Consider the following 25,791-nt stretch of genomic DNA (forward strand, 5'->3'; position numbering starts at 1 on the left):
GGCGCGGCTCGTGCGGACCGGCGCCGTGCGCGTCCCGCCGGGAGCGGGCTGAAACCGTCGACACAGACCCACGACAAGGGGCCCCCGGTTCTGGGAGCATGCGCGGGTGGCGGTTGGGCGTGGCCCCGGACGACGGGTGCTGGTCCTGCTGGTCGTCGGACTGGTGGGTCTGGGAGCAGCGGTGGGCCTGGTGTGGGTGCTGTCCGGCGTGTCCGGGTCCGCGGCGGTGAGCGGCGAGCGGGTGACGGCCGAGGTGCTCACCTCCACCTCGTGCGGTGCGCCCGACGCCCACGACACCGTGCGGTTCACCGCCGGTGGGGAGACCCGCGAGGCTCGGCTGGACGGCTGCGGCCACGCGGAGGGCGAGACGTTCGAGGTGGTCGTCCCCGCCGGGGCGACGACCGTGATGATGGCCGGTGCGGTGCCCGAGGGGGTGCCGCTGGCCACCCGGCTCACCGCCCTGCTGCTGGCGCTGAGCGCGGTGGCCGGCGGTGTCTACGCGTTCCTCGTCCGCCGTCCGATCGGCTCCCGCCGCCGGAGTCCCGCGTCACCCGCGGTCGGCTGACCCGACCGGCTCAGCCGATCTCCGAGGCCGGGGCGGCGAAGGTGTTGCAGGCCGCCGTGGAGTTCTCGGCGAGTCCCCGCTCCACCCAGCGGGCCCGGCTGGAACCGCTGCCGTGCGTGTTGTCGGCCGGGTCCTCCCCGGCGCTGCGCCCGAAGTCCTCCAGCACCAGCGCCACCAGGTCCGCGCCGATCGATCCGTGCGCGGCGGCCAGGAACATCCCGGCGAAGCAGTCCGCCTGGAGCTCCACGCGCCGCGACATCTCCAGGTCGGTCGCGCCGTCCACCTGCGCCGCCCGGAGCAGCCCGCTCACCGCCTGCACGTGGTGCCCGTACTCGTGCGCCAGCGTCGCCAGGTGCGTCGTGGGAGCGTCCCCGCCGACCTCCCGCAGCCGCTCGGTGATCATGTGAACGGTCCGGTCGGAGCCGCAGTAGTAGGCCACGACCTCCTCACCGCCGGGCGCCGCGCCGCACGGGCCGTCCTCCGTCCCCGGCGTCGTGTCCAGCCGTGCGGGCTCGGGAGACGTGCCGCCCGCCGTCAGCACCGGTTCCCACGCCCGGCTCAGGCAGGTGAGCCCCGCCTCGTAGTAGAGGCGCAGGCGCGCGTCGTCCTGATCGAAACGGGGCAGCTCGCACGTCACCGGCGTCAGCGACACCGGGCTCGTCATGAGCTGGTGCCCGGCGACGCGCTGCGCCGCGCGCGGGCGCGACGAGTCGGCCACGGGCAGCGCGAAACCGGAGATCACCCGCGACTCCGTGCCGCGGGTCGCCAGGCCGAGCGCGAGCACCGCGCCGACGACCAGCACGAAGACACCGGCCAGCACGACCGGGTCGTTCCGCTCGGCGCCGTCCTGCCGCACCACTACGCGACGTCCTCCGCCGGGGACAACCACGTGTTGCACTCGGCGGTCGAGTTCGTGTCGTACCCGTGCTTGGCCCACGCGGCGTTGCGCTCCGGGGAGCCGTGGTCGCGGGGCAGCCCGTTGTCCGGCCAGTCACCGCGGTTGCCCGCGTCCTGCAGCGCCATCGAGATGACGTCCATCGGGATCGCGCCGCGCGACAGCGGAGCCAGCGCCATGCCGCCGAAGCAGGTGGCCTGCAACTCCTTGCGCCGGTTCACGTCCAGCCCGGCCGGGGTGTCCCAGCCGCCCTTCTCGTACTGCGCGTTGCTCGACGCCTTCAGGATTCCGGCGAGCCACTGGACGTGGTGGCCGTACTCGTGGGCGAGCTGGCCCAGGTACTTGCCGGGGTGGTTGGGGCTGTTCGCGCTCTGCTCGCCGGCGTAGGCGTTGGCCGTCCAGTAGACGACGCCCTCGCAGTAGCGGGCGGTGCCGTCCGGCTTCACCGTGCCGCACGGGCTCTGCGTGGGCGTGGTGACGATCATCAGCTCGGCGGGCTGGTAGGGCAGGTTCGACCGGGTGAACGCCGGTCGCCACATCTGCTCGATGCACGGCAGCGCGGCCCGCAGGAACCGGTCCTGCCCGGCCGGGGAGTAGTCCATGCTCGGCAGGGCGCAGCCGGGGACGTCGAACGCGCCGATGTTCGCGCTGTGGATCGGGTTGTCGCCGAGCGCGATCACGGACTTCGGGCCGGAGGACGGTCGGGAGGCCGAGCTCGAACGGGTCGAGGTCGGCGCGCTGGCCGTCGTCGTGGCGCTCGTCGTGGTGGTGGCCGCGGTGGTGCGCCGCGGGGTCGCCGTGGCGGTGTAGGTCGTGTAGCCGCCGGAGTAGCCGACGTCGACGCGGTCCGGCCTGCTCGACGCGGCGACCACGCCGACCAGCGCGATGCCGAGGACCACCACCGACAGCAGCGCGCCGGCGACGACCGGGCCGTTGCTGCGCCGCGGCGGCGGAGGCGCCCACCGGCCGGGAGGCGGGCCCCAGGGGCCGCCGTGCTGCGGCCCGGTGGCCTGCGGTGGCGGCATCACGGCGGCGGGCGGCGGGTGCTGCGGCCACGGCGGCGGCCACTGCTGTCCGGCACCGGGCCGACTCGGGAGCGGCTGGACCGGGCCGGTCTGCTGGGGACCGGGCTGGACCGGGCCGGGTGGGATCGTGCCGGGCGGGACCGTGCCCGGCTGGTCCGTGCGGGTCGGGGGCGGTCCGCCGGGGGGCGGACTCACCCGGTGCAGCGGCGCGGGCACCGGAGGCGGCGCGACCGGACGCGGTGGCGGCCAACCGCCGGGCGGCGGTGGTTGCGTCATTGCTGCGTGGCCCCCATATCGCCGCCGTGATAGCGCACCGTCGAATCCCCACGAGAGCATAGGCCGACTCCGCTATTGTCCGCGGCCGTGTTCACAAATCGGGGAACGGTCACCGGATCGGTCGTGGTCGTCGCCGCGTTCGCGTCGCTGATCGGCCCGCTGGCCGCCGCCGGCCCGGCGACCGCGCTGACGTCGCAACCCCTTCCCGACGTGGTGAGCAGCGAGGTGCGTCTCAAGCTGGAGCGCGACGGCCGTCTCGGTGTCACCGAGGTCGTCACCGTCCCCGAAGGAGGGACCGCCCGTCGGGTGGTGCCGCTGCGCTTCGCCGCCGGCGAGGACCTCGACCGGGTCTTCACCGTCACCGACGCGCGCGTCGAGGGCAGCGGCTCCGCGTCCGTCACCGGCGACGAGCTCGTCCTGGAGGCGGGCGGCGGGCGCACGACCGCCACCTACGTCGTCGACGGCACGATCAGCGAGGTCGGCGACGAGCTGGAGCTGCGCTGGCAGGTCGCGGGCGGCTGGAACACCGACCTGGACTCGGTGACGGTCTCGCTCGCCTCGCCGGAAGCGCCCAGATCGGTCAACTGCCTCGCCGGTCCCGCCGGATCGTCCACCCCGTGCACCAGCGCCGACCTCGCCGACGGCCGCGGCGTGCGGGCCGAGGAGATCGGCCTCGGCACGGGCGAGCGGGTCGACCTCGCCGTCGGCCTGAGCGCCGGGGTCGTGCCGCCCAACGCCCTCGTCGTGGAGAGCTCCGGCCTCGCCGCCGCGTTCGCCCTGACCCCGGTCACCGCCGTCGGGCTCGGCGTGCTGCTGGTGCTGCTGCTCGGCGGCGTCGCGCTGCTGTGGCTGCTGCGCGGCAGGGACGCCGCGGCGATGGCGGCCGGGGTCGGCCCGGTGACGGTCCTCGTCGCGGGCGAGGACGGGCGCGTCGCGTTCGCCTCGCCGGACGGCGTCCTGCCGGGGCAGGTCGGCACGGTCGTCGACGAGCACGTCGACGTGGTGGACGTGACCGCGACGGTGATCGACCTCGCCGTGCGCAACTACCTGTGGATCGCCGAGGTCGGCTCGGCCGGGGGAGTGCTGGACTGGCGCATCGTCCGCCGCAACCCCGCCGACGCCGCGCTGTCGGGCTACGAGCGCGCCGTCTACCGGGCCGTGCTGCCCGACGGCGCCGACTCGGTGCTGCTGTCCGAGCTGCGCGCCCGCGACGTCGACCTGAGCGCGGTCCGCGACGAGCTGTACGGCGACGTCGTGGCCAAGCGCTGGTTCGCCCGCCGTCCCGACGCCGAGCGCACCCTGTGGTGGTGGGCCGGAGCGGGCACGGCCGCGGCGGGAGCGGTCCTCACCGCCGTGCTCGCCCTCACCGTCGGCCACGCGCTGTTCGGCCTGGTCGTGGTGGCGGCCGGGATCGCGCTCGCGGTGTTCGCCAGGGCGATGCCCGCGCGGACCCGGCGCGGCAGCGCCCTGCTGGAGCACGTGCGCGGCCTGCGCGGCTACCTGCGCGAGCTGGACCCGGCCGACGTCCCGGACGCCGATCGCGAGCTGGTGTTCTCCCGGTCGCTGCCCTACGCGGTCGTCCTCGGCGAGGCCGACCGGTGGCTCGGCACGTTCGCCCGGCTGCGCTCCGACGCGGACGGCACACCCGGTCTGTACTGGTTCGGCGAGACCGATCCGGCCGACGACCTGGACCGGTTCGCGCAGCGCTTCCCGTCGTTCCTGGGGGCGCTGGACGGGGTGCTGGCCCAGGCGGGGCACCTCCGCTCACTGCGAGGTCCGACGCCGTAGGCTTTCTTCCATGGCCCCACCCGAGCTGCACAGGTCGACGCTGTCCAACGGTCTCCGCGTGGTGCTCGCCCCCGACCCGACTGCGCCGGTCGTCGGGGTGAGCGTGCACTACGACGTCGGATTCCGCTCCGAGCCGGAGGGGCGCACCGGCTTCGCCCACTTGTTCGAGCACCTGATGTTCCAGGGCAGCGAGAGCCTGGAGAAGCTGGCGCACTTCCGGCACGTGCAGTCCTCCGGCGGCACCTTCAACGGGTCGACCCACCCGGACTACACGGACTACTACGAGGTGCTGCCGTCCGCGGCCCTGGAACGCGCGCTGTTCCTGGAGGCCGACCGGATGCGCGCCCCGAAGATCACCGCCGAGAACCTCCGCAACCAGATCGACGTGGTGAAGGAGGAGATCAGGCTCAACGTGCTGAACCGCCCCTACGGCGGCTTCCCGTGGATCTTGCTCCCCCCAGTGCTCTTCGACACCTTCCCCAACGCGCACAACGGGTACGGCGACTTCACCGACCTGGAGAACGCCACCGTGGAGGACTGCGCGGCGTTCTTCGACACCTACTACGCGCCGGGCAACGCCGTGCTCACCGTCGCCGGTGACCTCGACGTGCGGACCACGCTCGCCCTCGTGGAGAAGCACTTCGGCGACGTGCCGGCGCGTCCCGTGGCGCAGCGGCCGTCGTTCGCCGAGCCGCCGCCCAGCGCCGCCCGCCGCGCGGAGCACACCGACGCGCACGCGCCGTTCCCCGCGCTGGCCGTCGGCTACCGCGTGCCCGACCCGGTCGGCGACCTGGACGCCTACCTCGCGCACCTGGTCCTCGCCGGTGTGCTGACCGACGGCGACGGCTCCCGGTTGCAGCAGCGCCTGGTGCACCGCGACGCGATCGTCACCGACGTGGGCGCGGGCTGCGGCCTGTTCGGCCCGCTCGAAGCGCGCGACCCCGACACGTTCAGCATCACCGCGATCCACGCGCCGGAGGTGGCGGCGGAGACCGTCCTCGCCGCGATCGACGAGGAGCTGGAGAAGCTCGCGTCGGAGCCGCCGACCACCGAGGAGCTGGCCAAGGTCACCGCGCGCTGGGTGTCCACGATGCACCGCGAGCACGACCGGCTCACCAGCCGCACCCTGGGCCTCGGCTCGGCGGAACTGCTGTTCGGCCGAGCGGAGCTGATCTACGAACTTCCCGAGCGCATCGCCGCCGTCACCGCGGAGGAGGTGTCGGCCGCGGCGAAGACCCTGCGGCCCGACGCCCGCGCCGTCCTGATCGTCAACCCCGCCAGCAGTGGAGGCACCGAGTGAGCGCCGCGGACCAGAAGCTCGACCCTGCGCCCGGCTCGCACCGCACGGCCGGGGAGATCGGCCGCACCGAGCACGGCCCCCGTCCCCTCCCCGAGCTGGGCGAGCAGCGCCCGCCCGCCGACCTGTCCAGCGTGGACACCGTGCTGCCCAACGGCCTGCGCGTGCTGGCCGTGCGGCGCTCCGCGGTGCCGCTGGTGGAGCTGCGGCTGCGCATCCCGTTCGCCGACCCGGCCGACTCCGCCGAGGGCTCGCAGCACTCGGCGCGCGCCGAGGTACTGGCCAGCACCGTCCTCACCGGCACCGACCGGCGCAGCCGCGTCGAGATCGACACCGAGCTGGCGCTCGTCGGCGGCGAGCTGGACGCCGTGGTCGACCCGGAGCGGCTGAGCATCTCCGGCAACGCGCTGGCCAGCGGCCTGGACACGCTCCTCGACGTGCTGCGCGACGTGCTCACCGGCGCGGCCTACCCGGCCGACGAGGTGGAGCGCGAGCGCGACCGGCTCGTCGAGCGGATCGCACTGGCCCGCTCGCAGCCCAGCGTCATCGCGCGCGAGGCCCTCCAGCGGCACCTCTACGGCGACCACCCCTTCGCCAAGGAGATGCCGGAGGCCGAGGAGATCGCGCGGGTGCGGCGCGACGAGGTCGCCGAGCTGCACGCGAGCGCCGTGCTGCCGCGCGGTTCCGTGCTGGTCGTCGTCGGCGACGTCGACCCGAACGACGCGGTGCGCGCCATCGGCGAGTCGCTGGCGGCCTGGTCGTCCGACGCGAGCGCCGTGGAACTGCGTCCGCTGCCCCTGGTCACCGGCGGTGACCTGCTGCTGGTGCACCGCCCCGGCGCGGTGCAGTCGCAGATCAGGCTGGCCGCGCAGGGGCTCGCCCGCACCGACCCGCGCTACCCGGCGCTGCAGATCGCGAACCTCGTCTTCGGCGGGTTCTTCTCCTCGCGCCTGGTGGAGAACATCCGCGAGGACAAGGGCTACACCTACAGCGCGCGGTCGCACCCGGAGTTCACGCCGGGCACCGCGACGCTGCTGGTCGACGCGGACACCGCGAGCGAGGCGACCGCCGCCGCGCTGCTGGAGACCCGCTACGAGCTGGGCAAGCTCGGCCTGGTGCCGCCCACGGAGTCCGAGGTGGACACCGCGCGCCGCTACGCCGTGGGATCGCTGCTGACGGCCACGTCCTCGCAGGCGGGCCTGGCCTCGTTCCTGGTGAACCTCGCCGGGAACGGCCTGGACGTCGACTGGTTCACCGCCCACCCCGAGCGCCTGACCGCCGTGACGCGCGAGCAGGTGGCCGAGGTGGCGCTGGAGTTCTTCGCCCCGACCGCGTTCACCGGCGTCCTCGTCGGCGACGCGGAGCGGCTGGCCCCGCAGCTCCGAGCGCTGGGCGGTGTCGTCCTCCCGTGAGCGGCCCGTTCGAGCTGATCGGCGATCCCGCGCTGTCGCGCTTCACGGTCGACCGCCGCGAGCCGCTGCGCGGGGACGCCGAACGGCTGGCGGCCCTGTGGCCGAAGTCGCGGGTCGTCGCCGTGGACGTCCGGGGTCGCGCTCTCGTGGCGGAGCGGGGCACCCGGCTGGTGGACCGCCCGGCGACCGACTTCGGCGACGAACCACCCGCCTCGGCGGTGCTGCTCGGTGAGCAGGACGGCGTGGCGTACTGGGGCGTGCCGCTGACCGAGGACGAGACCGACGCGTCCGCACCGGACGCGCGCGCCTGGCTGGCCCCCGACCTGACGGACGAGCCGCAGTGGCTCGACCTGCGGGCCGTGGGCGCGCTGCTCGACGACACGGGCGCGGGGCTGTTCACCTCGGCCGTGGCGCTGTTCCACTGGCACCGCAACGCCCGGTTCTGCGCGCGCTGCGGTTCGGCCGCGGAGCCGGGCAAGTCCGGCTGGGTGCGGGTGTGCACGCGGTGCGGGCACGAGGAGTACCCGCGCACGGACGCCGCCGTGATCTGCCTCGTGCACGACGGCGAGGGCGTGAACGGCGAGCGGGTGCTGCTCGCGCGGGGAACGGGCTGGCCGGAGGGGCGGTACTCGGTGCTCGCCGGGTTCGTGGAGGCCGGTGAGTCCCTCGAAGCCTGCGTCGCGCGGGAGATCGAGGAGGAGGTCTCGGTCCACGTGCACTCGATCCGCTACCTGGGCAGCCAGCCGTGGCCGTTCCCGCGCTCGCTGATGGTGGGCTTCGCGGCCGTGGCGGACCCGGACGAGCCGCTCGTGCCAGCGGACGGGGAGATCGCCGAGGCCAGGTGGGTGTCCCGCGCGGACGTCCGGCGGGCGATCGACGAGCCGGGCAGCGTTCCCGACCTGCTCCTGGCGGGCGGGTCGTCCATCGCGTTCCGGATGCTCCAGTCCTGGTCCAGGGCCTGACGAGACGGGTGCGGCACTCCTGACGAGGTGCCGCACCCGCCCTCAGCCCAGCGTCGCCGCGGTGTTGCCGCCGGACAGGACCAGGACGACCACGCGCGCGTCGCCCAGCGGGAGCGCCCCGCTGCGCAGCGCGGCCAGGCCGACCGCGGCAGACGGCTCCACCAGCAGCTTCGTCGCGTCCACCAGCGGCCACCAGGCGTCGCGGATGCTCTGCTCGTCGATCTCGACGACCCGGTCCACCAGTTCCCGCACGTGAGCGAGGGTGTGCTCCCCCGCGAAGGGGGCCGCGAGGCCGTCGGCCAGCGACACCGGCCGCACGGGCAGCGGCTCGGGACGGCCGACACGCAACCCGTGCGACACGCCGTTCGCGGTGAGCGGCTCGACCCCGGCCACGCGGACGCCGGGCTTCACCGCCCTCGCGACCACGGCGGTCCCGCTGATCAGCCCGCCGCCGCCGACCGGCACGACGAGCAGGTCGACGTCCGGGCAGTCCTGGAGCACCTCCAGGCCGACCGTGCCCTGCCCCGCGATGACCGCCGGGTCGTCGAACGGGTGCAGCAGCCGGTGACCGCGCTCCTCGCACAGGGCGCGGCACGTGCCCAGCAGGTCGTCGGTGAAGACGACCTCGGCGCCGCGGCCGCGCACCGCCTCGACCTTCGACGCCACCGCGGCGGGCGGCATGCACACCACGGCCGGGATGCCGGCGAGACGTGCCGCGTGCGCGACGGCCGCGCCGTGGTTGCCCGCGGAGAACGTGGCGACACCGGTGGGCAGCTCGCCGTCCTCCTGCCAGCCGAGCAGGGTGTTCAGCGCGCCCCGGAGCTTGAAGCTGCCGGTGTGCTGGAGGTTCTCCGCCTTGACCAGCACCCGCACGCCCAGCTCCGCGCCGAGGCGCTCGGACTCCAGCAGGGGCGTGCGCACCACCAGGGAACGGATGCGCTCGGCGGCGCGCTCGACCTCCGCGAGCGGGACCGTCGGTGTCACGCCGGTGTCTCCAGCCGCCGGACCGCCTGGTCGACGAGGTCCGCGGCGGTTCCGGAGGCGTCGAGCACGAAGCCGGGCTCGTCGGGCTGGAGCACCTCCAGCGTGGCGTACTGGGAGTCGAGCAGGCTCACCGGCATGAAGTGGTCCTCGCGGGCCGCCACGCGCGCGGCGACGACCTCCTTGGGGGCGTAGGGGTGCACGAACAGCACCCGGTCGTCGCCCTCGCGGAGCAGGTCGCGGTAGCTGCGCTTGAGCGCGGAGCAGGTGACGACGCCGCCCCGCTCGCCGCGCTCGCGCAGCCAGTCGGCGATGGTCCGCAACCACGGCCAGCGGTCCTCGTCGGTCAGCGGGACACCGGCCGCCATCTTCTCGATGTTGGCGGTCGAGTGGAACTCGTCGGCCTCGGCGTACGGCACACCGAGCCGCTTCGCCAGTTCCTGCGCGATGGTGGTCTTGCCGGAACCCGACACGCCCATCACGACCACGAGCTGCTTCACCTGGGACCTCCTGCCCTCGACGTCCGATCCCGCGCAACTGTACGAGCGCCCCCCGACCCCCGACCGCGAGTGGAGCGTTCAAGCACCCCGAGTGGAGCGTTCAGACACCCCGGGTGGAGCGTTCGAGCACCGCGAACGGACCGTTCACGCCGGGGAACGGTCCGCCCGCGGTGCTCGGGGCCGTCAGCTCACGGTCCACTTCTGGTTGGCGCCGCCCGTGCAGCTCCAGATCTGGACCGGCGTGCCGTTGGCCGAGGTGTTGCCGGTGACGTCGAGGCACTTGCCCGCCCCCTGGTTGACGACGTCCCGCGCCGCCGTGACGGTCCACCGCTGGTTGCCGCCGCCGAAGCAGTCCCAGACCTGGACCCCGGCCCCGTTCGCGGTCGAACCGTCCTTCACGTCCAGGCACTTCCCGCCGGGGGTGCGGATCGTGCCGTCGGTGTTCACCGCCCAGCGCTGCGCCGCCGAGCCGTTGCAGTCGTGGACCTGCACGGCCGCGCCGTTGGCGGTCGAGCCGCCCGCGACGTCGAGGCACTTGCCGCCGAGACCGGTGATCGCGCCGCCGACCGGGGCGGGGTTCCCGGCCTGGACGCCCCGCCAGGTGAACGTGGCCGAGGTCTTCGCCGGGAGGTCGTAGGAGAACGACGAGCTTCCCCAGTTCACCCGCACGTTCTGCGTGCCGCCGGTGGTGTTGTGCGCGATGAGGGCCTTGGAGCCGTCGGGGTTCTTCCAGGCCACGTTGCGCACGGCCGCGTTGTCGGTGGACGCGACGCGGTGGGCGTTCTTGCGCACGAACTTCGTCAGGTGGCCCATCGTGTAGTACTCGACGGTGTAGTCCACCTGGCCGTGCCTGGAGTCCCCGTTGTGAACGGTGATCAGGCCGGTGCACGTGCCGCAGCCGCCGTTGTGCGGGCCCCGGTTCTGGTCGACCGCGAGGCTCCACTTCGTCACCGTCCGGCCCCAGTTGCGGGTGTAGTCGATGATGTTGTTCATGTCCTCGGCCTGCTGGTCGGAGATCCAGGTGCCGCCGGAGTGCTCGGTGTCGTAGGACTTCACGTTCGGGAACTCGTCGTGCGCGCGCGTCTGCGTCGCCACGTCACCGCCGTAGCCGTGCCACGCGATGCCGCCGAACAGCGGGTCGTTCACGATCGCCGGGTCCTGGAGCTGCGGCTTGGCCCACGTGTCGTAGGCGTCGAAGTTCCAGTCCATGACCAGGGTCTTCGTGGTGATCCCGGCCGAGCGGAACGCGGGCCACAGGGCGTTCTTCGTGAAGTAGATCAGCCCGTCGGTGTTCCAGTGCATCGACGGGTACCCGGGGCAGCAGCCGGGCTCGTTCTGCACCGACACGTAGTCGATCGGCACGCCCCGCGACTGGTACGCCTGCACGTACTTCGCGAGGTACTGGCCGTACTGGCCGTAGTACTGCGCCTGGAGCCAGCCCTGGTCGAGCCGGCCGTTGTCCTTCATCCAGCCCGGCGCGCTCCACGGCGACGCCATGACCGTCAGCTCGGGGTTCAGCTCCTTGGCGCGCTTGGTCAGCGGCAGGACGTCCGCGAGGTCGTGGGCGATGGTGAAGTCGCCGACGTCGCAGCACGTGTCGTCGTAGGAGAAGTTGCCGCGCGCGAGGTCGGACGAGCCGATCACGTTGCGGTTGAAGGACAGCCCGATCCCGTTCACCGGGTCGAACAGCTTGCGCACGGTGTCCTCGCGCGTCGCCGCGCTCAGCGCGCCGCTGCTGTTCATCAGCCACGCCGCCGTGTCGGTGAACGACGCGCCGCCGCCCTCGAACTGCTGGTAGGTGGTGTTCTCGTCGACGGTGATCGTCTGGCCGCCCGTGCCGTTGCCGGCGGTGAAGGTGACGGGGGTCTGCTTCTGCAGGCCGCGGGTGACCACGCGGCCACCGGGGTCGGAGGTCGTGGTCAGGTGCACGTCGACCGACTCGCCCGCCGCGGTGGCGGACGGCGCGTCGGGGACCACCGCGAACGCGGCCACCAGTGCGGTGAGCGCGGCGGCGACGGGGATCAGGCGGTGCGGCCCCTGGCGGGGTGGCGAGGAGTGAGGCATGGCAGGGAGTCCTCGTTCGCTGGAGGGCGGAGGCGCGCGCGGAGGACGGCACGCCCGCTGGGCCGTCGCCCCGCCCCGGCCGGGAGGGCGGCGGGGACGGCGCGGGGTCACAGTTCTCGCAGCTCTGCGACGACTGGCACACTCGGACGCGACACCTTCGCATCACGCCTTACTTCAAGACGTGATTCAAGCGACGCGCAGGTGTGCCGTCAAGGGGTGGGAGGTCCGCAGCGGTGCCGCTGAGAACAGGACACGGCAGCAGACGCACGGTGCGGGACCTGCGCGCCGCCAACCGCGCCCGCGTGCTGCGCCACCTCTACTTCCACGGCCCCCTCAGCCGTCACGAGCTCGCGGGCGCGACCGGGCTGAGCCAGGCGTCGGTCAGCAACGTCGCCGGTGAGCTGCTCGACGACGGCGTCCTCGCGGAGGCCGGGCTCGTGGAGTCCGACGGCGGACGGCCGCGCGTGCTGCTGCGGGTGGACCCCGGCCACGCCGCCGTCGCCGGGGTCGACGTCGGCGAGACGCACGTGCTCGTGGAGGTCTTCGACCTGACGCTCACCCGGCTCGCGATGACCACCTTCCCGGTGGAACCGGGCGCGCAGTCCGTCGACACCGTCGTGCGGCGGGTGACCGCCGGGCTCACGCGGTGCCTGGCGGACAGCGGCGTCGAGCGCGACCGGGTGCTCGGCGTCGGCGTGGGCGTGCCGGGCCTCGTGGAGCAGGGGCCCGAACCGCTCGTGCACGCCCAGACGACCGGCTGGGACGGTGTCCCGCTGCACCGGCTGCTCGCTGCGAGCACCGGCCTGCCGCTGCACGTCGACAACGGTGCCAACACCCTCGGTCAGGCCGAGATGTGGTTCGGGGCGGGGCGGGGCGCGCGCGACGCGGTGATCGCGCTCATCGGCTCCGGGGTCGGCGCGAGCGTCGTCGCCGACGGCACGCCGTACCGGGGGGCGTCGGGCGGCGCGGGCGAGTGGGGGCACACCACGATCGCGCTCGACGGGCGAACGTGCCGCTGCGGCGCGCGCGGCTGCCTGGAGGCGTACGTCGGGGCCGCTGGCGTGCTCGACCGGTACCACGAGGCCGTGGGAGCGCGGCCGGTCGAGGTGGACCAGGAACGGGCGCTGCGCGACCTCGTGGCGCTCGCCGACACCGACGCGCGGGCGCGGGCCGTGCTGGAGGAGACCGCGCGCTGCGCCGGTGCCGGCGTGGCCAACCTGATCAACACGCTCAACCCGGAACGGGTGATCATCGGCGGCTGGGCCGGTCTGCTGCTCGGCGAGCGGCTGCTGCCCGGCATCCGCGCCGCCGCGGCCGAGCACGCGCTGCGCCGGTCGTTCCAGCGGGCGTCGATCGACCTGTGCGAGCTGGGGCCGGAGTCGGTGGCGCTGGGCGCGGCCACGCTGCCCGTCGCGGAGTTCCTGGCGGCGGGCGGGGTGCGCGCGGCGTCGGCTACGCGCTCCACCGGGTGAGGTCGGCCAGCAGCGTCTCCAGCACGTGCTCCTCCTCCACGACGAGCCCGGCCGAGGTCATGGCGCGGACCAGCTCGGAGTCCCCGGAGGGTGCGGTCGTCAGCGTCGGCAGGTCGACACCGGCCGGGATCAGCTCGGCCACGGCGGCCCGGTAGTCGGCCGCGCCCATCCGCCACGGCCGTCCGCCGGTGACCGCGACGACCTCGTCCACCAGTGCCAGACCCGCGCGGTCGAAGTCGGCGTGCACGACCACGTCACGCCCGCGCAGCACCTCGCGCGCCTCGTCGGTGAGCCGGTCGTCGACGCAGACCAGCGGATGCGCCACCCCGGCCGCGACCGCCTCCTCGACCAGTCGCGGGCTCCGGCACACGGCGACCGTGCCGCCCGCCTCCGCGGCGTGCACGATCGGCGGCGCGCCCAGCCCGTGAGCGGCGACCCCGGCCCGCTCCCACAGCGCCCGCTCCTGCGCGGCGGTCACCGGAACCTCCACGCCGAGGGAGAGGGCCAGGCCGCGCAGCACCAGCCGGGCCAGCGGCCGTCCCCGGTCCAGGGCGGTGCCCGCCAGCGCGTGCCGCGTGGTGGCGCGGGGCAGCGAGGCCAGGACCTCGGCGGCACGCCGCGCGGTCGCGGGCGCCTCTGCCGCGGGGACGCGACCGTAGCGGCGCACCTCCTCCACCCACCGCTGCGCCCACGGCTCGCGCACCAGCCCGTGCTCGTCGAGCGCCTTCCACAGCGACGTCTCCACCGGGTCCCGCGCCACGAAGGCGTCCGCCCGCTCCGCGCCCCGCTCCACCGGCCTGCCGTGCACCGCGTGCAGCACCTCCACGAGGGGACGGCCGTGCGGACCGGCGAGCAGGTGCTCGTTGAGCTTGACCAGCGAGACCTGCCGCCGCGCGGGGAAGCCGACCTCCTTGCGCAGCACGAACCCCAGCGCCTCTGCGGTGGCGGCGTCGGGCACCCGCACGCTGAACGCCGACCGGGGCCGCGGCGACTCCATCGTCTCCCTGGCCAGCCGCCACAGCTCGGCCAGCTCGGTCAGCCCGTAGGCGTCCCGCAGCTCCTCGCGCGTCACGGGTCCACCCGGCCCAGCGCCACGCCGTCCCACGTCGTGCGCGTGCACGCCACGCCTCGGCCGTTGCGCGGTCGCAGGACGTCGTAGATGTGCATCCGCGGGATCTTGTCCGACACGCCCCAGCCGCTCGGCCAGGTGATCACCCAGTCCATGTCCAGGTCCACCAGCAGGCCCAGCATCCGCGCGATCGTCGGGTCGTCCAACCGCTCGAACGCCTCGTCCAGCAGCACCAGGCGCAGCGGCTCGAACGAGTCGGAACCGCTGCTCACCGCGTCGTAGAAGGACGCCGCCGCCGCGAACAGGGTCACGTAGGAGATCAGCCGCGTCTCGCCGGAGGACAGCTGGCGCAGCCTGCGCTCGCGCGGGCCGCCGTCCGGGCCGGTGTCGGCGACGGTCACGGTGAACGCGTGCCACGCGCGGTAGTCCAGCGCCCGCGACAGGATCTCCGCGTAGCCGCGGGTCTGCGAGTCGCGCTCCGCCTCGATGCGCTCGGTGAACACGCGGCGCAGCGTCGCGTCCTGCTCCGGCGTCCGGTTCGCGTACGGCAGCCGCACCAGCGCGAGCGCCTGCCTCGTCTCCTCTTCCAGCGCCGACGACGACCGCCAGGCGAGCTTCACGTGCACGCCCTGGCTGGACCGCGCCCGCCCCAGGACCTCGTTCATCCGCCGGCACAGGTCCTCCGCCACGGCGATCTGACCGCGCAGCCACTCGGCGAGGTCGCGGATCAGGTAGTCGGCGAAGATCCCCTGGTAGGACTCGTCCAGGAAGCTGCGCTGCTCGGCCAGCTTCGTCCGCACCCGGCGGGCTGCCACGGCCACCGGACGCGGGCCCTCCTCGCCGGTCACCGTCACCGTCAGCACGCCGCCGTGCTGCTCGGCGGCGATGTCGTGCGACCCGGCCAGCGACGTCTGGAGCGCCTGGAGCTTGCTGATCACGGTCGCCTCGCTCGCGCCGCGCCGCTCACCGGCCGCGGCGACGGCCGCCCGCACCGCGGCCAGGTCGTCCTCCGCGAGGTCGGGCAGCGCCGCCACCAGCACACCGGGCGCCGACACCGCGGCCAGGCACTGCTCGGCGGCGCGGGCCTCGGTCTCCCGCGCCTCGGCGAGCTGCGCGTGCGCCGCCTCCAGCTGGGCCTCCAGCTTCGCGGCCTCCTCGCGCGCGGCGGCGACCCGCTCGCGCACCCCGCGCAGCTCGGCCCGCACCGACCGGCGCGACGACTCCAGCGACGTGAGCTGCGCGGAGATCTCCCGCGCCTCACCGCCGACGGCGTCGGTCAGCTCGGTCAGGGCCGCCGCCTGCGTCGCCAGGTCCACGCAGCGCGCCTCCGCGTCGGCCTCGGCGGCCTCCCGGTCGGCGACGGCCGCGTGGTAGCGGTGCACCGCGTCGGTGAGGTCGGCCACGGCACCGCGGCAGCGCCGCCGCAGGACGTCGCCGAGCCGGTCGGCCGTGCGCTGCGCCTCGGCCGCCGCCTGCTGCGCCTGCCGCAGCCCGTCGCTGCCGGTGGGCAGACCGGCCTCGCCGACCCGCCGCGCGAGGTCGGTCCGCGCCGCCTCCGCGCGGGCCAGCGCACCCTCCAGCTCCTCGCGCAGCGCAGCGGCCCCGGTCAGGGCGCGGTCCGCCGACTCCTGCGCGGCCTGCGCCCTGCTGTGCCTGCCGATCAGCTCGCCGTCGTCGGGGAACCCGGCCAGGTGCGCCTCCCAGCGCGCCACGCGGGCGCGTGCCGCCGTCAGCTCGGACTCGGCCGCGCCGAGGTCTCCGCGCAGCGCCTCCAGCTCGTCCTCCAGGGCCGCGATGCGCCGCCGTCGCGCGGCGTCGCGCGCGCCCGCGCCGATGAACTCCGCCGCGGGCTTGCTCCACGCGCCGCCGAGCACCCCCGCGCTCCACCGGCCGGTCACCGACACCGACAGCCCGCCCGCCACCGGATCGTCCGCCGCCGGATCGTTCACCGCCGCGGTCGTCGACACGGCGGCGAGCAGCCCGGCCACGACCCGCGCGTCCACCGGCTCCCCCTCGGTCGCCGGCACCAGCAGCGACGTCAGCGCCGCGCCCTCCACCGGGGCGGCGGCGCGGGCGAACACCCCGGCCAGGTCCGGATCGTCCACGACGCCGTCGCCGCCGACCCACGCGTCGAGCAGGCCGCACGCCTGCAACGCCGACTCCAGCCCGGCCCGCTCCGCGTCCCCGAGAGCCGCGTCGAAGTCCACCAGCCGGTAGAACGGCGACCCGGTCGCCGGGTCGCGCCCGGCCGGGGAGAACCGGTCGCGCGGCGGCGCGGGCTCCTCGCCGGAGCGCAGCCCGGCCAGCTCCGCGTCCCGCTCGTCGATCAGGGTCCGCAGCTCGCTCCGACGCCCTCCCGCCGCGTGCTCGGCGTCGCGCGCCGCCCGCACCAGCGGGGTCACCCACGCGCGGGCCGCGGTCGTGGTGGTGCGCGCGCCGGCCGGGCCGGTCACCAGATCGGCGGTCTCCGGCAGGTCCAGCGCCTGCTCGGGGTGCTCCTCGGCCAGCGGCCCGGTCGCCCGCCAGCGCGCGACGGCCTCCACCCAGCCGGTCGCGGCCGCGGTCAGCTCCGCGGTGGCCCGGTCGCGCAGGGTGGCGGCGTCCGCGGCGGCGCTCCGCGCGTCCTCGGCCCGCCGCCGCACGTCCTCGACGTGCCGCTGCTCGGCCTCCAGCCGCACGGCCCGCTCGTGCAGGGCCAGCGCCAGCGCGCCCCGCTGCCGGGCGGCCGAGGCGATCTCCTCCGCCGCCGCACCGGCCCGCTCCAGCCCGGAGAGGACCTCCCCGGCCGACGGCGAGGGCGGGACGCGCCGGTCGACGGGCAGCGGATCGGCCTCGGGATCGGGCTTCGCCCGCACCCGGTCGGGAACCGAGGTCGCGTCGGTCACCGGCACCCGCGGCACGACCGGCGCGAGCGCCGGGTCCAGGCCGATCGCGCGCAGGTGGCCGCTCAGCGGCTCCACCAGCTCGTCGGCCGACGCCAGGTCGTCGGCGAGGCGGCGCAACTGCCGCAGGACGCCGTCGACGGCCCCGTCCTCGGCCGTGCGCTGCTTGTTCGCCATCTCCAGCGCCGCCACGGCCGACGAGCGCTTCTCGTCGACCAGCTTCTCCCGCGTCCGGAGGTCCTCCAGGTCGCGGAACGCGGGCAGCTCCTTGAGCGCCCCGATCCGCTCCTCGGCCCGCTGCTCGCCCGTCTCCAGCTCCACCTGCGCGCTCTCGGCGCCGGTCCGCTCCTCGCGGGCCCCGGCCAGCAGCGCCGTCAGCCGCCGGGACTCGCGCTGCCGCTTGTGCACCGCGCCCTCCGCGCCGGTCAGCCGCTCCAGCGCGGCCCGCACGCCCGCGAACGCGTAGTCGGAGTACGTCGTGAGGAACGTGCTCAGCGCCGCGTCGGCCGACGACAGCCTGGTGATGTTCTCCCGGATCGACTCCAGGTCGTCGAACGAGGTCGCGAGCTGTTCGATCATCGCCTGGTCCAGCGGCGGCAGCGCGTCGGACAGGATCTGCTCCAGCTGCCCCTCCAGGACCTTCAGACCCACGTCGGGGTTGCGCAGCGTGCGCTGGAGGTGCAGCAGGTCGCCGTAGCGGGCCGCCGGCACCCCGTAGACGCTCTCGGCGATCTTCGCCCGGAACGGGGCCTCCTCGTACAGGCAGTCCGCGCCGATGATCTCCCGCAGCTGCGGCTGGCTCAGCGGCGCGCGCTCGGTGTCGGTCACCGTGACCCACAGCTGGAGGTCGCGCCCCACCCGCGCCGGCGTGATGAAGCGCCACGAGTCGGTGATCGCGTTGGACGTCTTCGACGCCTTCACGCCCAGCCCGCAGGTCAGGTGCTCCTCGACGCCGTTCACCACGCGGTGCAGCTCGATCCACGCGTAGCCGACCCGGTTGGGGCCGCCGTTCCAGTCGTCCAGCATGAGACGGCGGATGCTGACCGTGTCGAAGCCCTTGGAGCCCAGCTGGCGCAGGTCGCCGTCCAGGCACAGCGGCAGCAGCAGCTCCAGCGTGCGGGACTTGCCCGAGCCGTTGGTGCCCTGGAAGATCGCCCGCCCGCCGGAGAAGTCGAACGTCTGCTCGCTGTACTGCCAGATGTTGACCACGCCGCCGCGGTGCAACCGCCACCTGTCCCGCTCGGCGTTCACGCGCCGCCCTCCGTGTCGTCGTCGTCGTCGAACAGGGACCAGCTCGGCTCGGGCGCCGCCACGGCCACCGGAACGACCTCGCGCTCCGGATCGCCGTCCGGCTCGGGCACCCAGCGGTGCGCGGCCGGGTTGAGCAGCACGCCCTCGTCCGTCACCACCGCGAGGCCCGCCGCGCGCAGCAGCTCCACGACCTCCTCGGCCAGCCGGTCCACGTCTTCCGCCACCTGCTTGGACCAGGCGGCCGGGTAGTCGGCCACCAGCAGCTCGCACACCTCGCGCAACCGGCCGGGCGCGACGGGGTGACGGCCGTCGGTGCGGTGCGCCTGCTCCTCGTCCGGGTCCTCCGGGTCGTCGGTCTCCAGGAGTCGCGGCAGCGCCAGCAGCGCGATCCGGGCGACCGTGGACGCGCCGGGGAAGTGCACGTCGGTCAGGTACTCCTCCGGGTCGGTCGCGAGCACGCCCTCCGCGCGGCTCTCCGTGCGGAGCCCGAAGCACCTCTCCAGCAGCACCGACTCCCGCCGCTGGTGACGCCGCAACCAGTCGGCCTGCTCCGGCGGCAGGTCCGCGTACAGCACCAGCGGCGTCTCCACGAGCCTGCGCCGCACCGCGTGCTCCACACCCCGCGGACCCGGCCGCGCCGCCAGCTCCACCAGCCGCCGCGGCGAGTCCGCCTCGCCGACCGGACCGGTGAGCAGCTGGCCCAGCAGGTCCGTGTCGATCGTCAGCAGCGCTTCGAGGGGCACGAGCGCGACCTCCGGCCCGCTCGGCACCACCGAGTTCACCGAGCCCTCCGTCTCGTGCAGCACCCCCAGCGACACCAGGTGCCGCAGCGCCGCCGTCAGCGCGCGCCGGTCGGCCGTGTCGTCCACGACCTCCACGCCCGCCTCGGCCGCCGCCGACCGCACGTCCGCCACCAGCCGCGACAGCAGCACCTGCCGCCCCGCGCCGGTCAGCACGGCCAGCGTCAGCGCCAGGTAGGCGTAACCGCGCGGCGACAGGCCCGGCACACCGCGGGTGTCGTCGGCGCCCGGCCCCGACTTGTACAGCCGCGCGAAGCGGCGCTCCACGACGAGCCGGTAGCCCAGCAGACCGGCGAAGAGGTCCTGGAGCGCGAACCGGTGCCGGTACACCAGCGCCAGCAGGTCGCCGTCGTGGCCGCCCGCGCGCAGCAGCGGCCTGCGCAGCAGGGTGCGCGCGCAGCGCACCACGTTCGCCGCGTCGATCTCCGGCAGGTCGTCCAGCACGAGCGGGCTCACGACGCGCCGCCTCCGTGCAGGGTCAGCGCCGCGTCGTGCAGCGTCAGGGTGCCCGCCGCCGACGTGATCCGGGTGGCCCCGCCGGGCTCGGCCGCCACCGTCACCCGCAGGCCGCGCACCGGATCGGTCGCCGACCCGGTGTCGGCCGCGTCCTCCCGCTGGGCCATCGCGAGCGTCAGCAGCTCGCACAGCACGCCCAGCGCGCCGGGGGACAGCACCGTCTCCTCCAGCGCCGACGACGCCGCCGTCAGCTCCGCCACCGACGCCGCGCGCCGCTCGTCGGCCTCGCGCGCCTCGGCGAGCAGCGACTGCTCGGTGATCGGGTCGTCCACGATCCGCGAGGTGCGGCCCCGCGCGCCCCGGTCGCCGCGGCTGCGCACGCTCACCGTCACGTCCAGCACCGGGCCGTCGCGCCACGGCGTCCGCTCGTCGTCGCCGTCGTGCTCCGGCGCGGGGGACAGGTGGCGGGCGGAGTGCAGCCCGAACGCCGCCGCGTACAGCTCGTGCGCCTGATCGCGGGTGCCGCCGTCGAACCAGGCCGCGAGCTTCAGCAGCTCCGCGCGCCGCCCCGGCAGCAGGCCGCCGCCGGACGTCGCGCGCTTCACGCTCGCCAGCAGCGAGCCGATCGCGCGGGCCGTGGCCTCGCGCAGCGCCGTCACCTGGCTGGGACGGCCGGGCCGGTCCACGAACCAGTCCGTCAGCTCGTCCCAGTCGTGCGCTGACCGGCCGCGGGCGCGCTCCACCTCCGCGCCGAGCCCCTCGGCCGAGCCGAGCAGCCGCAGCAGCTCCGCCCGCGCCCGGTTCAGCCCGGCCAGGGCGTCCGCGACGGCCGGGGTGTGCCGCAGCACGTCCTCCACGACCATCTGGATGTACTCGACCAGCAGGTTGCGGAACCCGGAGATCTCCTCCGGCGCGAGGTGGTTGCGGGTCACGACCTGGCCCAGGTAGGCGTAGAAGTCGCGGACCGTCGCCGCCAGCTCGGCGTGCTGGAGGAACACCGTCGTGACCCGCTCGGCCAGCACCTCCCTGGCGCGCGGCGAGGACGCGCCGGACACCAGCGCCTCGGACAGCGACCGGCCCAGCTCGCTCAGGCCGCGCTCGATCGCGGGCAGCAGCTCGCGCGACACCTCGCGCGCGCCCTCCGGCACCCGCAGCACCTCGTCCACGTCCCGCTGCACGCGCAGCGCCAGCTTGCTGACCTGGTAGCGGGCGCTGCCGTGCTGGAACTCGGCGATGCTCGCCGCGACGACCTCGCGCCGCCCGCGCACCAGGTTGCCCCACTCCACGAGCTGGTTGAGCCGGTTGATCACGTTCTCCACCCGCGACTCGCCGCGGTCGACGCGCCCCGCGCGCTCGGCGCCGGCCAGCGCGCCGGCGACCTCGCCGGCCGACAGGTCGGCCAGCAGCGTCGAGGCGAACAGCCGCATGATCGCCAGGTAGGTGCGCTGGTGGTGCTGCGCGTCCAGGTAGGCGTACAGCTTCAACCTGCGCTGCCGCCCGCCGTCCGGTGTCTCGTCCCCTGGCTCCACGGACGGCCACCCTAGTGCCGCGCACCGACAGGACCCGCCGCGACGGGAACCGCGGACCGCCGTCCGACCGGGTGACGGGCAGGCGATACGGTGCTCGCTCACACCTTCGTGTCATCTGGGGAGGCCGGAGTGGGCGCGGGACGCGCGGTGGGACTGGTGCTGGGAGTCGCGGCGGACGCGGTCCTCGGCGACCCCCGCCGAGGACACCCGGTCGCGGCGTTCGGACGCGTGGCGGGCGCCGTGGAGAGGGTGCTGCACCGCGACCACCGCGTCGCCGGGGTCGCCCACACCGCGCTCCTGGTCGGCGGGGTCGCGCTGGCCGGGCGGGCCGTGGAGCGCGCGAGCCGGGGCAACCTGGTCGCCGAGGCCGCCACGACGGCGGTCGCCACCTGGGTCGTGCTCGGCGGGGCCTCGCTCGCCGCGGAGGGCACCGCGATGGGACGCGAGCTGAACGCCGGTGAGGTCGACGCCGCCCGCGAGCGCCTGCCGAGCCTGTGCGGCCGCGACCCGCAGCGCCTGGACACGGCCGGACTCGCCAGGGCCACCGTGGAGTCGGTGGCCGAGAACACCTCCGACGCCGTCGTGGCCCCCCTGCTGTGGGGCGCCGTCGCCGGGGTGCCGGGGCTGCTCGCCTACCGGGCCGCGAACACCCTCGACGCGATGGTGGGGCACCGCTCGCCCCGCTACCTGCGCTTCGGCTGGGCGTCGGCGCGGCTGGACGACGTGGCGAACCTGGTGCCGTCGCGGATCGCCGCGCTGCTCACCACCGCGGGCGCTCCCGTCGTCGGCGGCTCCGCGCCGCAGGCGTGGTCCACGTGGCGCCGCGACGCCGCCGCCCACCCCAGCCCCAACGCGGGGCAGGTCGAGGCGGCGTTCGCGGGTGCGCTGGAGATCAGGCTCGGCGGGCGCACGGTCTACCGGCACGGCGTGGAGGACCGGCCGGTCCTCGGCGACGGGCGCGCTCCCGACGCGGGGCACGTGACGCGCGCGGTGGAGCTGTCGCGGGTGGTCGGAGCGGGGGCCGCCCTGCTGGCCGCCGTCGTGGCGCTGTTCGCCGGTCGCCGGTCCAGCAGGGGCTGACCGCGCTCAGCCGCTGACCGGGTCCTCGGCCAGCATCTCCTGCACGGTCTTGCGGCGCGGGCGCTCCTCGGCCAGCACGCCGCCGGGCTGCGCCTCGCGCCAGGTGAAGTACAGCCAGCCGCCCAGCGCCATCACGCCGAACGCGATCCACTGGAGCGCGTAGGAGAAGAACGGGCCCGCGTCGAGCTTCGGCAGCGGCAGCGCGCCCTGCACGACGCCCGGCTGACCCTCCACGAGCTGGAAGTAGCCGGGACGCACGTCGCCGAGCCCGGCGGCCCGGCCGACCACGGCCGAGTTGATCGAGCGCACCTGCCGGTGGCCGTCCTCGGTGAACGCGTCACCGCTGTCGGACTCGCCCGCCCGCACCAGGGCCACGACGCTCACCCGGCCCGCCGGCGGCGCGGCGTAGTCCGGCACGCGAACGCCGTTCACCGGCCGCACGTAGCCGCGGTTCACCAGCACGGTCGGGCCGTCGGCGAGCCGGAACGGCGTGAGCACCTCGAAGGCGGCCTCGCCCTGCACGGTCCGCAGCCGGGCCACGGCCTCGGCGTCGGCCAGGTACTCGCCGGTCAGCTCCACCTCGCGCCACTCGTGCGCGGAGTTGTCCCGGCCCAGCACCTCGGAGACGGGCGCCGGGTCGAGGTCGACGGAGGAGGAGATGGCGTCGTTCTGCGCCTCGCGCTCGGCGTCGCGGCCGAACTGCCAGGGTGCGAGCAGTGCGAAGCACGCGCCCGCGAAGACCCAGACGGCCAGCGTCAGCGCGAGCCAGCCGGGGCGCAACAGGAAGCGGAACCGCACGGAGACCACGGTAGGCGTCTGACCACCGGTCCGGCGCGGCGACCCCGGCCAGGTGTGAGCTCCACCATCCTCGACCGGGGGCGTCCGGTGCTCGCGCCGGTGAACCGCGCGGTGGAACCGGGACGGTCCGGAGCCGCGCGCGTCACGCCCGTGCGCACCGGCACGTCCGGCGGCAGGTGGACCAAACGCGGCAACGTCACCGGTGGCAGAGGTCGAAGACCCTCGTACGGGTGATTGTACCCGTGTTCCAGCTCACCATCGGGCGCTGCGTGCAACCTCGGGCCGGGACGAGGGCGTGTCAACGGTAAAATCGCGCAACGCGCGCAGCGATCATGAGCCCATGAGCCGTCGTGTTGCGAGCGATCGAACCAGGGGGAAGATTCTCGTGTCCGACCAGTGGCCGCGACGGGTGTCGTACGTGTTCCCGATCTTCAACGAGTCGGGGAACATCGAGCTCCTGCACCGCACCATCAGCGAGGTCGTGGCTCCGCTGAGCGACCGCTACGAGTTCAGCTTCGTCTACGTCAACGACGGCAGCGAGGACGACTCGCTCGCCAAGCTGCACGAGCTGACCGGGACCGACGACCGCGTGACCGTGATCGACCTGTCCAGGAACTTCGGCCACCAGGTCGCGGTCACCGCGGGCCTGGACGCGACCGACGCGGACGCCGTGATCGTCATGGACAGCGACATGCAGGACCCTCCCGCGGTCAGCCTGGAGCTGCTGGAGCGCTGGGAGGACGGCTACGACGTCGTCTACGCGCAGCGCCGCTCCCGCCAGGACACGGTCTTCAAGCGCTCCACCGCGCACGGCTTCTACTGGCTGCTGCGCCGCCTCGCCGACATCGACATCCCGGAGAACACCGGCGACTTCCGGCTGCTGGACCGCAAGGTCGTCGACGAGCTGCGCAAGTACCGCGAGCACAACCGCTTCCTGCGCGGACTGGTCAGCTACGTCGGCTTCCGCCAGACGGCCGTGCTGTTCGACCGCGACGCCAGGCACGCGGGCAGCACCGGCTACCCGCTGCGCAAGATGCTGCGCTTCGCCGCCGACGGCATCCTCGGCTTCTCCGCCGCGCCGCTGAAGCTGGTGGCCCGCATCGGCTACTCGATCTCCGCGCTGAGCCTGCTGGGCATCCTGTACGTGCTGGGGGTCAAGCTGCTCTCGCCCGAGTCGGCCGTGCCGGGCTGGGCGTTCATGACCATCGCCATGTTCTTCCTCGGCGGCATCCAGATCAGCATGCTGGGCCTGCTCGGCAGCTACATCGGCCGGATCTACACCGAGTCGCAGGGCAGGCCGCTCTACGGCGTGTCCTCCGTCCGGAGCGGCGGCGAGCCGGCCCCCGCGCCGCGCCGCCGCACCCTCCGGGCCGCGCAGGGCGGCGGCGCGGAGCAGCGCGTGCCGACCGAAGCGGCCGTCGGCGGATCGCGATGACGTTGACGAACTCCGCTCCGGTGACCCGGCAGACCGAGGACGCCGCCCCCCGCGCGCGCCGCGGGTGGAACCGGGTGCGAGGCGACTTCGCCAGAGCGGCCGTCGTGGTGCTGGTGTGGCAGGCCGCCATGACCGCCGTCGGCGCGGTCGTGGAGCCGTCGCTGCTGCTGACCACCGGCATCGCCAGGATGAGCGGCGTGGACCCGACGGTGCTCGTCCACACCTACCGGTGGGACGGGTTGTGGTTCCACCGCATCATGAGCGGTGAGTACGCGACCGACGCCGCGGTGCCCGCGTTCTACCCGCTGTTCCCGCTGAGCGTGCGGCTGGTCCAGCTCGCGAGCTTCGGCACGCTGCCCTTCCTCGCCGCCGGACTGCTGCTGAACACCGCGGCCACCTGGCTGGGCGTCGTCGCCCTGATCAAGATCACCCGCTACTTCGCGGTCGGCCCGCGGATGCCGTGGCTCGCGGTGGCGCTGTTCCTCACCTCGCCGGCGGCCCTCTTCCTGCACGCGTTCTACAGCGAGGCCACGTTCATCGCGCTCGGCTTCTGGGCCTACCTGTTCGCCCTGCGCAGGCAGTGGATCTGGATGGCGCTGTGCCTGATCCCGCTGACCTCGTCGCGGATCACCGCCGTGCTGTTCGTCGGCCTGTGCTTCCTGGAGTTCTGCCGTTCGGTGAACTGGAAGCCGCGCGGTCTGCTGTCGTGGAAGCTGCTCCTGTTCCCCGCCAGCGCTCTGGGCTTCGCCGCCTTCGCGATCCACCTGGAGATCGTCTCCGGCAGGGCGCTCGGGATGACCAGCGCCTACGAGGCCAACCCGGCGTGGGGCTACCACGTGTTCAACCCGAACATCCTGAACACGGTCGGCCGGGAGACGTGGCTCGTGCTGCGCGCGCTCACCGGCAACGTGCCGATGTCCTACGGCACGGTCGTCGACCACCTGCTGCCGCTGGTGGGGCTCCTGCTGCTGCTCGTCGCCTCGGTCTACGTGCTCGTCGCGCTGCGCTGGGACGGTGTGCCGCTCGCGGCGTTCGGCCTGATGTCCTTCGTGATGTTCACGCTGAACAGCAACCTCGTCTCGGTGCACCGCTACACGCTGCCCTGCGTCGTGCTCTACCTGGCGCTGGTGATCGCGGTGGAGCGGCGCCCGGCGCTGCGGCCGGTGGTGTTCGGGGTGATGTACTGCAACATCGTGGTCCAGACGGTGCTCGCGACGATGTTCTTCACCGGCAACTGGGCGGGCTGACCGGCCG

At 74.6% G+C, this 25,791-nt stretch carries 19 protein-coding genes; 9 read left to right on the forward strand and 10 right to left on the reverse strand.

From position 1 onward, the window contains the following. Nucleotides 1–106: 106 nt before the first annotated feature. On the forward strand, nucleotides 107–565 hold the full coding sequence (locus tag IMZ35_RS14110; RefSeq protein ID WP_199441466.1) for a hypothetical protein: 459 nt from the start codon (nucleotides 107–109) through the stop codon (nucleotides 563–565). A 10-nt stretch (nucleotides 566–575) separates the two neighbouring features. On the opposite strand, the gene IMZ35_RS14115 is transcribed toward IMZ35_RS14110, so the two are convergent. Together IMZ35_RS14115 and IMZ35_RS31420 are read right to left on the reverse strand one after the other, a co-directional pair. Next, entirely contained in the window at nucleotides 576–1,424 is an 849-nt protein-coding gene (locus tag IMZ35_RS14115) for a neutral zinc metallopeptidase (protein ID WP_199441467.1), read from the reverse strand. Beyond that, nucleotides 1,424–2,761: a neutral zinc metallopeptidase gene (locus IMZ35_RS31420; protein WP_267877121.1), complete on the reverse strand. Its 1,338-nt coding sequence runs from the start codon at nucleotides 2,759–2,761 to the stop codon at nucleotides 1,424–1,426. The genes IMZ35_RS14115 and IMZ35_RS31420 overlap by 1 nt, the downstream gene beginning before the upstream one ends. Nucleotides 2,762–2,848: 87 nt before the next feature. Here IMZ35_RS31420 and IMZ35_RS14125 point away from each other — a divergent pair, with 87 nt between their 5' ends. Genes IMZ35_RS14125 through nudC form a run of 4 tightly spaced genes read left to right on the forward strand, consistent with a single transcriptional unit; the run spans nucleotide 2,849 to nucleotide 8,220 of the window. Beyond that, nucleotides 2,849–4,549, forward strand: coding sequence for a DUF2207 family protein (locus tag IMZ35_RS14125; RefSeq protein ID WP_307868085.1), 1,701 nt, complete (start codon nucleotides 2,849–2,851; stop codon nucleotides 4,547–4,549). 10 nt (nucleotides 4,550–4,559) lie between these two features. After that, nucleotides 4,560–5,849: a M16 family metallopeptidase gene (locus IMZ35_RS14130; RefSeq protein WP_199441468.1), complete on the forward strand. Its 1,290-nt coding sequence runs from the start codon at nucleotides 4,560–4,562 to the stop codon at nucleotides 5,847–5,849. Then, entirely contained in the window at nucleotides 5,846–7,258 is a 1,413-nt protein-coding gene (locus IMZ35_RS14135; RefSeq protein WP_199441469.1) for a M16 family metallopeptidase, read from the forward strand. The genes IMZ35_RS14130 and IMZ35_RS14135 overlap by 4 nt, the downstream gene beginning before the upstream one ends. Next, nucleotides 7,255–8,220 (forward strand): NAD(+) diphosphatase, encoded by a 966-nt coding sequence (nudC, locus tag IMZ35_RS14140; RefSeq protein ID WP_199441470.1) that lies wholly within the window; start codon nucleotides 7,255–7,257, stop codon nucleotides 8,218–8,220. Before IMZ35_RS14135 ends, nudC begins: the two co-directional genes overlap by 4 nt. 42 nt (nucleotides 8,221–8,262) lie before the next feature. Here nudC and IMZ35_RS14145 read toward each other — a convergent pair whose 3' ends face one another. The 3 genes from IMZ35_RS14145 to IMZ35_RS14155 form a co-directional block, all read right to left on the reverse strand. Next, entirely contained in the window at nucleotides 8,263–9,204 is a 942-nt protein-coding gene (locus IMZ35_RS14145) for a threonine ammonia-lyase (protein WP_199441471.1), read from the reverse strand. After that, nucleotides 9,201–9,680, reverse strand: coding sequence for a gluconokinase (locus IMZ35_RS14150; protein ID WP_199441575.1), 480 nt, complete (start codon nucleotides 9,678–9,680; stop codon nucleotides 9,201–9,203). Before IMZ35_RS14150 ends, IMZ35_RS14145 begins: the two co-directional genes overlap by 4 nt. A 204-nt stretch (nucleotides 9,681–9,884) precedes the next feature. Beyond that, nucleotides 9,885–11,765: a lectin gene (locus IMZ35_RS14155; RefSeq protein ID WP_199441472.1), complete on the reverse strand. Its 1,881-nt coding sequence runs from the start codon at nucleotides 11,763–11,765 to the stop codon at nucleotides 9,885–9,887. Between the two features lie 233 nt (nucleotides 11,766–11,998). On the opposite strand from IMZ35_RS14155, the gene IMZ35_RS14160 reads away from it, so the two are divergent. Continuing rightward, complete coding sequence (locus tag IMZ35_RS14160) at nucleotides 11,999–13,237, forward strand: ROK family transcriptional regulator (RefSeq protein WP_307868087.1); 1,239 nt, start codon at nucleotides 11,999–12,001, stop codon at nucleotides 13,235–13,237. Here IMZ35_RS14160 and IMZ35_RS14165 read toward each other — a convergent pair. The 4 genes from IMZ35_RS14165 to IMZ35_RS14180 are packed head-to-tail and all read right to left on the reverse strand — an operon-like array spanning nucleotide 13,218 to nucleotide 21,224. Beyond that, nucleotides 13,218–14,309 carry a TIGR02679 domain-containing protein gene (locus tag IMZ35_RS14165; protein WP_199441473.1) on the reverse strand — a complete coding sequence of 364 codons (1,092 nt, stop codon included), beginning with the start codon at nucleotides 14,307–14,309 and terminating at the stop codon, nucleotides 13,218–13,220. The two genes, IMZ35_RS14160 and IMZ35_RS14165, sit on opposite strands and share 20 nt — an antisense overlap. Further along, on the reverse strand, nucleotides 14,306–18,439 hold the full coding sequence (locus IMZ35_RS14170) for a TIGR02680 family protein (RefSeq protein ID WP_199441474.1): 4,134 nt from the start codon (nucleotides 18,437–18,439) through the stop codon (nucleotides 14,306–14,308). Before IMZ35_RS14170 ends, IMZ35_RS14165 begins: the two co-directional genes overlap by 4 nt. Beyond that, nucleotides 18,436–19,695: a TIGR02678 family protein gene (locus IMZ35_RS14175; protein ID WP_307868088.1), complete on the reverse strand. Its 1,260-nt coding sequence runs from the start codon at nucleotides 19,693–19,695 to the stop codon at nucleotides 18,436–18,438. The genes IMZ35_RS14170 and IMZ35_RS14175 overlap by 4 nt, the downstream gene beginning before the upstream one ends. Next, the gene (locus IMZ35_RS14180) at nucleotides 19,692–21,224 is read right to left on the reverse strand and encodes a DUF2397 domain-containing protein (RefSeq protein ID WP_307868091.1); all 1,533 of its coding nucleotides are present in this window, start codon (nucleotides 21,222–21,224) and stop codon (nucleotides 19,692–19,694) included. The genes IMZ35_RS14175 and IMZ35_RS14180 overlap by 4 nt, the downstream gene beginning before the upstream one ends. A gap of 129 nt (nucleotides 21,225–21,353) precedes the next feature. Here IMZ35_RS14180 and IMZ35_RS14185 point away from each other — a divergent pair, with 129 nt between their 5' ends. Next, a complete protein-coding gene (locus tag IMZ35_RS14185; protein ID WP_199441475.1) occupies nucleotides 21,354–22,304 on the forward strand; it encodes a cobalamin biosynthesis protein in 951 nt (316 codons plus the stop codon). Between the two features lie 6 nt (nucleotides 22,305–22,310). On the opposite strand, the gene IMZ35_RS14190 is transcribed toward IMZ35_RS14185, so the two are convergent. After that, nucleotides 22,311–23,102 carry an SURF1 family cytochrome oxidase biogenesis protein gene (locus IMZ35_RS14190; RefSeq protein ID WP_199441476.1) on the reverse strand — a complete coding sequence of 264 codons (792 nt, stop codon included), beginning with the start codon at nucleotides 23,100–23,102 and terminating at the stop codon, nucleotides 22,311–22,313. Nucleotides 23,103–23,487: 385 nt separating this feature from the next. Here IMZ35_RS14190 and IMZ35_RS14195 point away from each other — a divergent pair, with 385 nt between their 5' ends. After that, nucleotides 23,488–24,537 (forward strand): glycosyltransferase family 2 protein, encoded by a 1,050-nt coding sequence (locus IMZ35_RS14195; RefSeq protein ID WP_307868093.1) that lies wholly within the window; start codon nucleotides 23,488–23,490, stop codon nucleotides 24,535–24,537. Further along, a complete protein-coding gene (locus tag IMZ35_RS14200; RefSeq protein WP_199441478.1) occupies nucleotides 24,534–25,784 on the forward strand; it encodes a putative hexosyltransferase in 1,251 nt (416 codons plus the stop codon). Before IMZ35_RS14195 ends, IMZ35_RS14200 begins: the two co-directional genes overlap by 4 nt. Nucleotides 25,785–25,791: the final 7 nt, after the last annotated feature.

It is taken from the genome of Umezawaea beigongshangensis, assembly GCF_016464305.1.
Lineage (GTDB): Bacteria > Actinomycetota > Actinomycetes > Mycobacteriales > Pseudonocardiaceae > Umezawaea_A > Umezawaea_A beigongshangensis.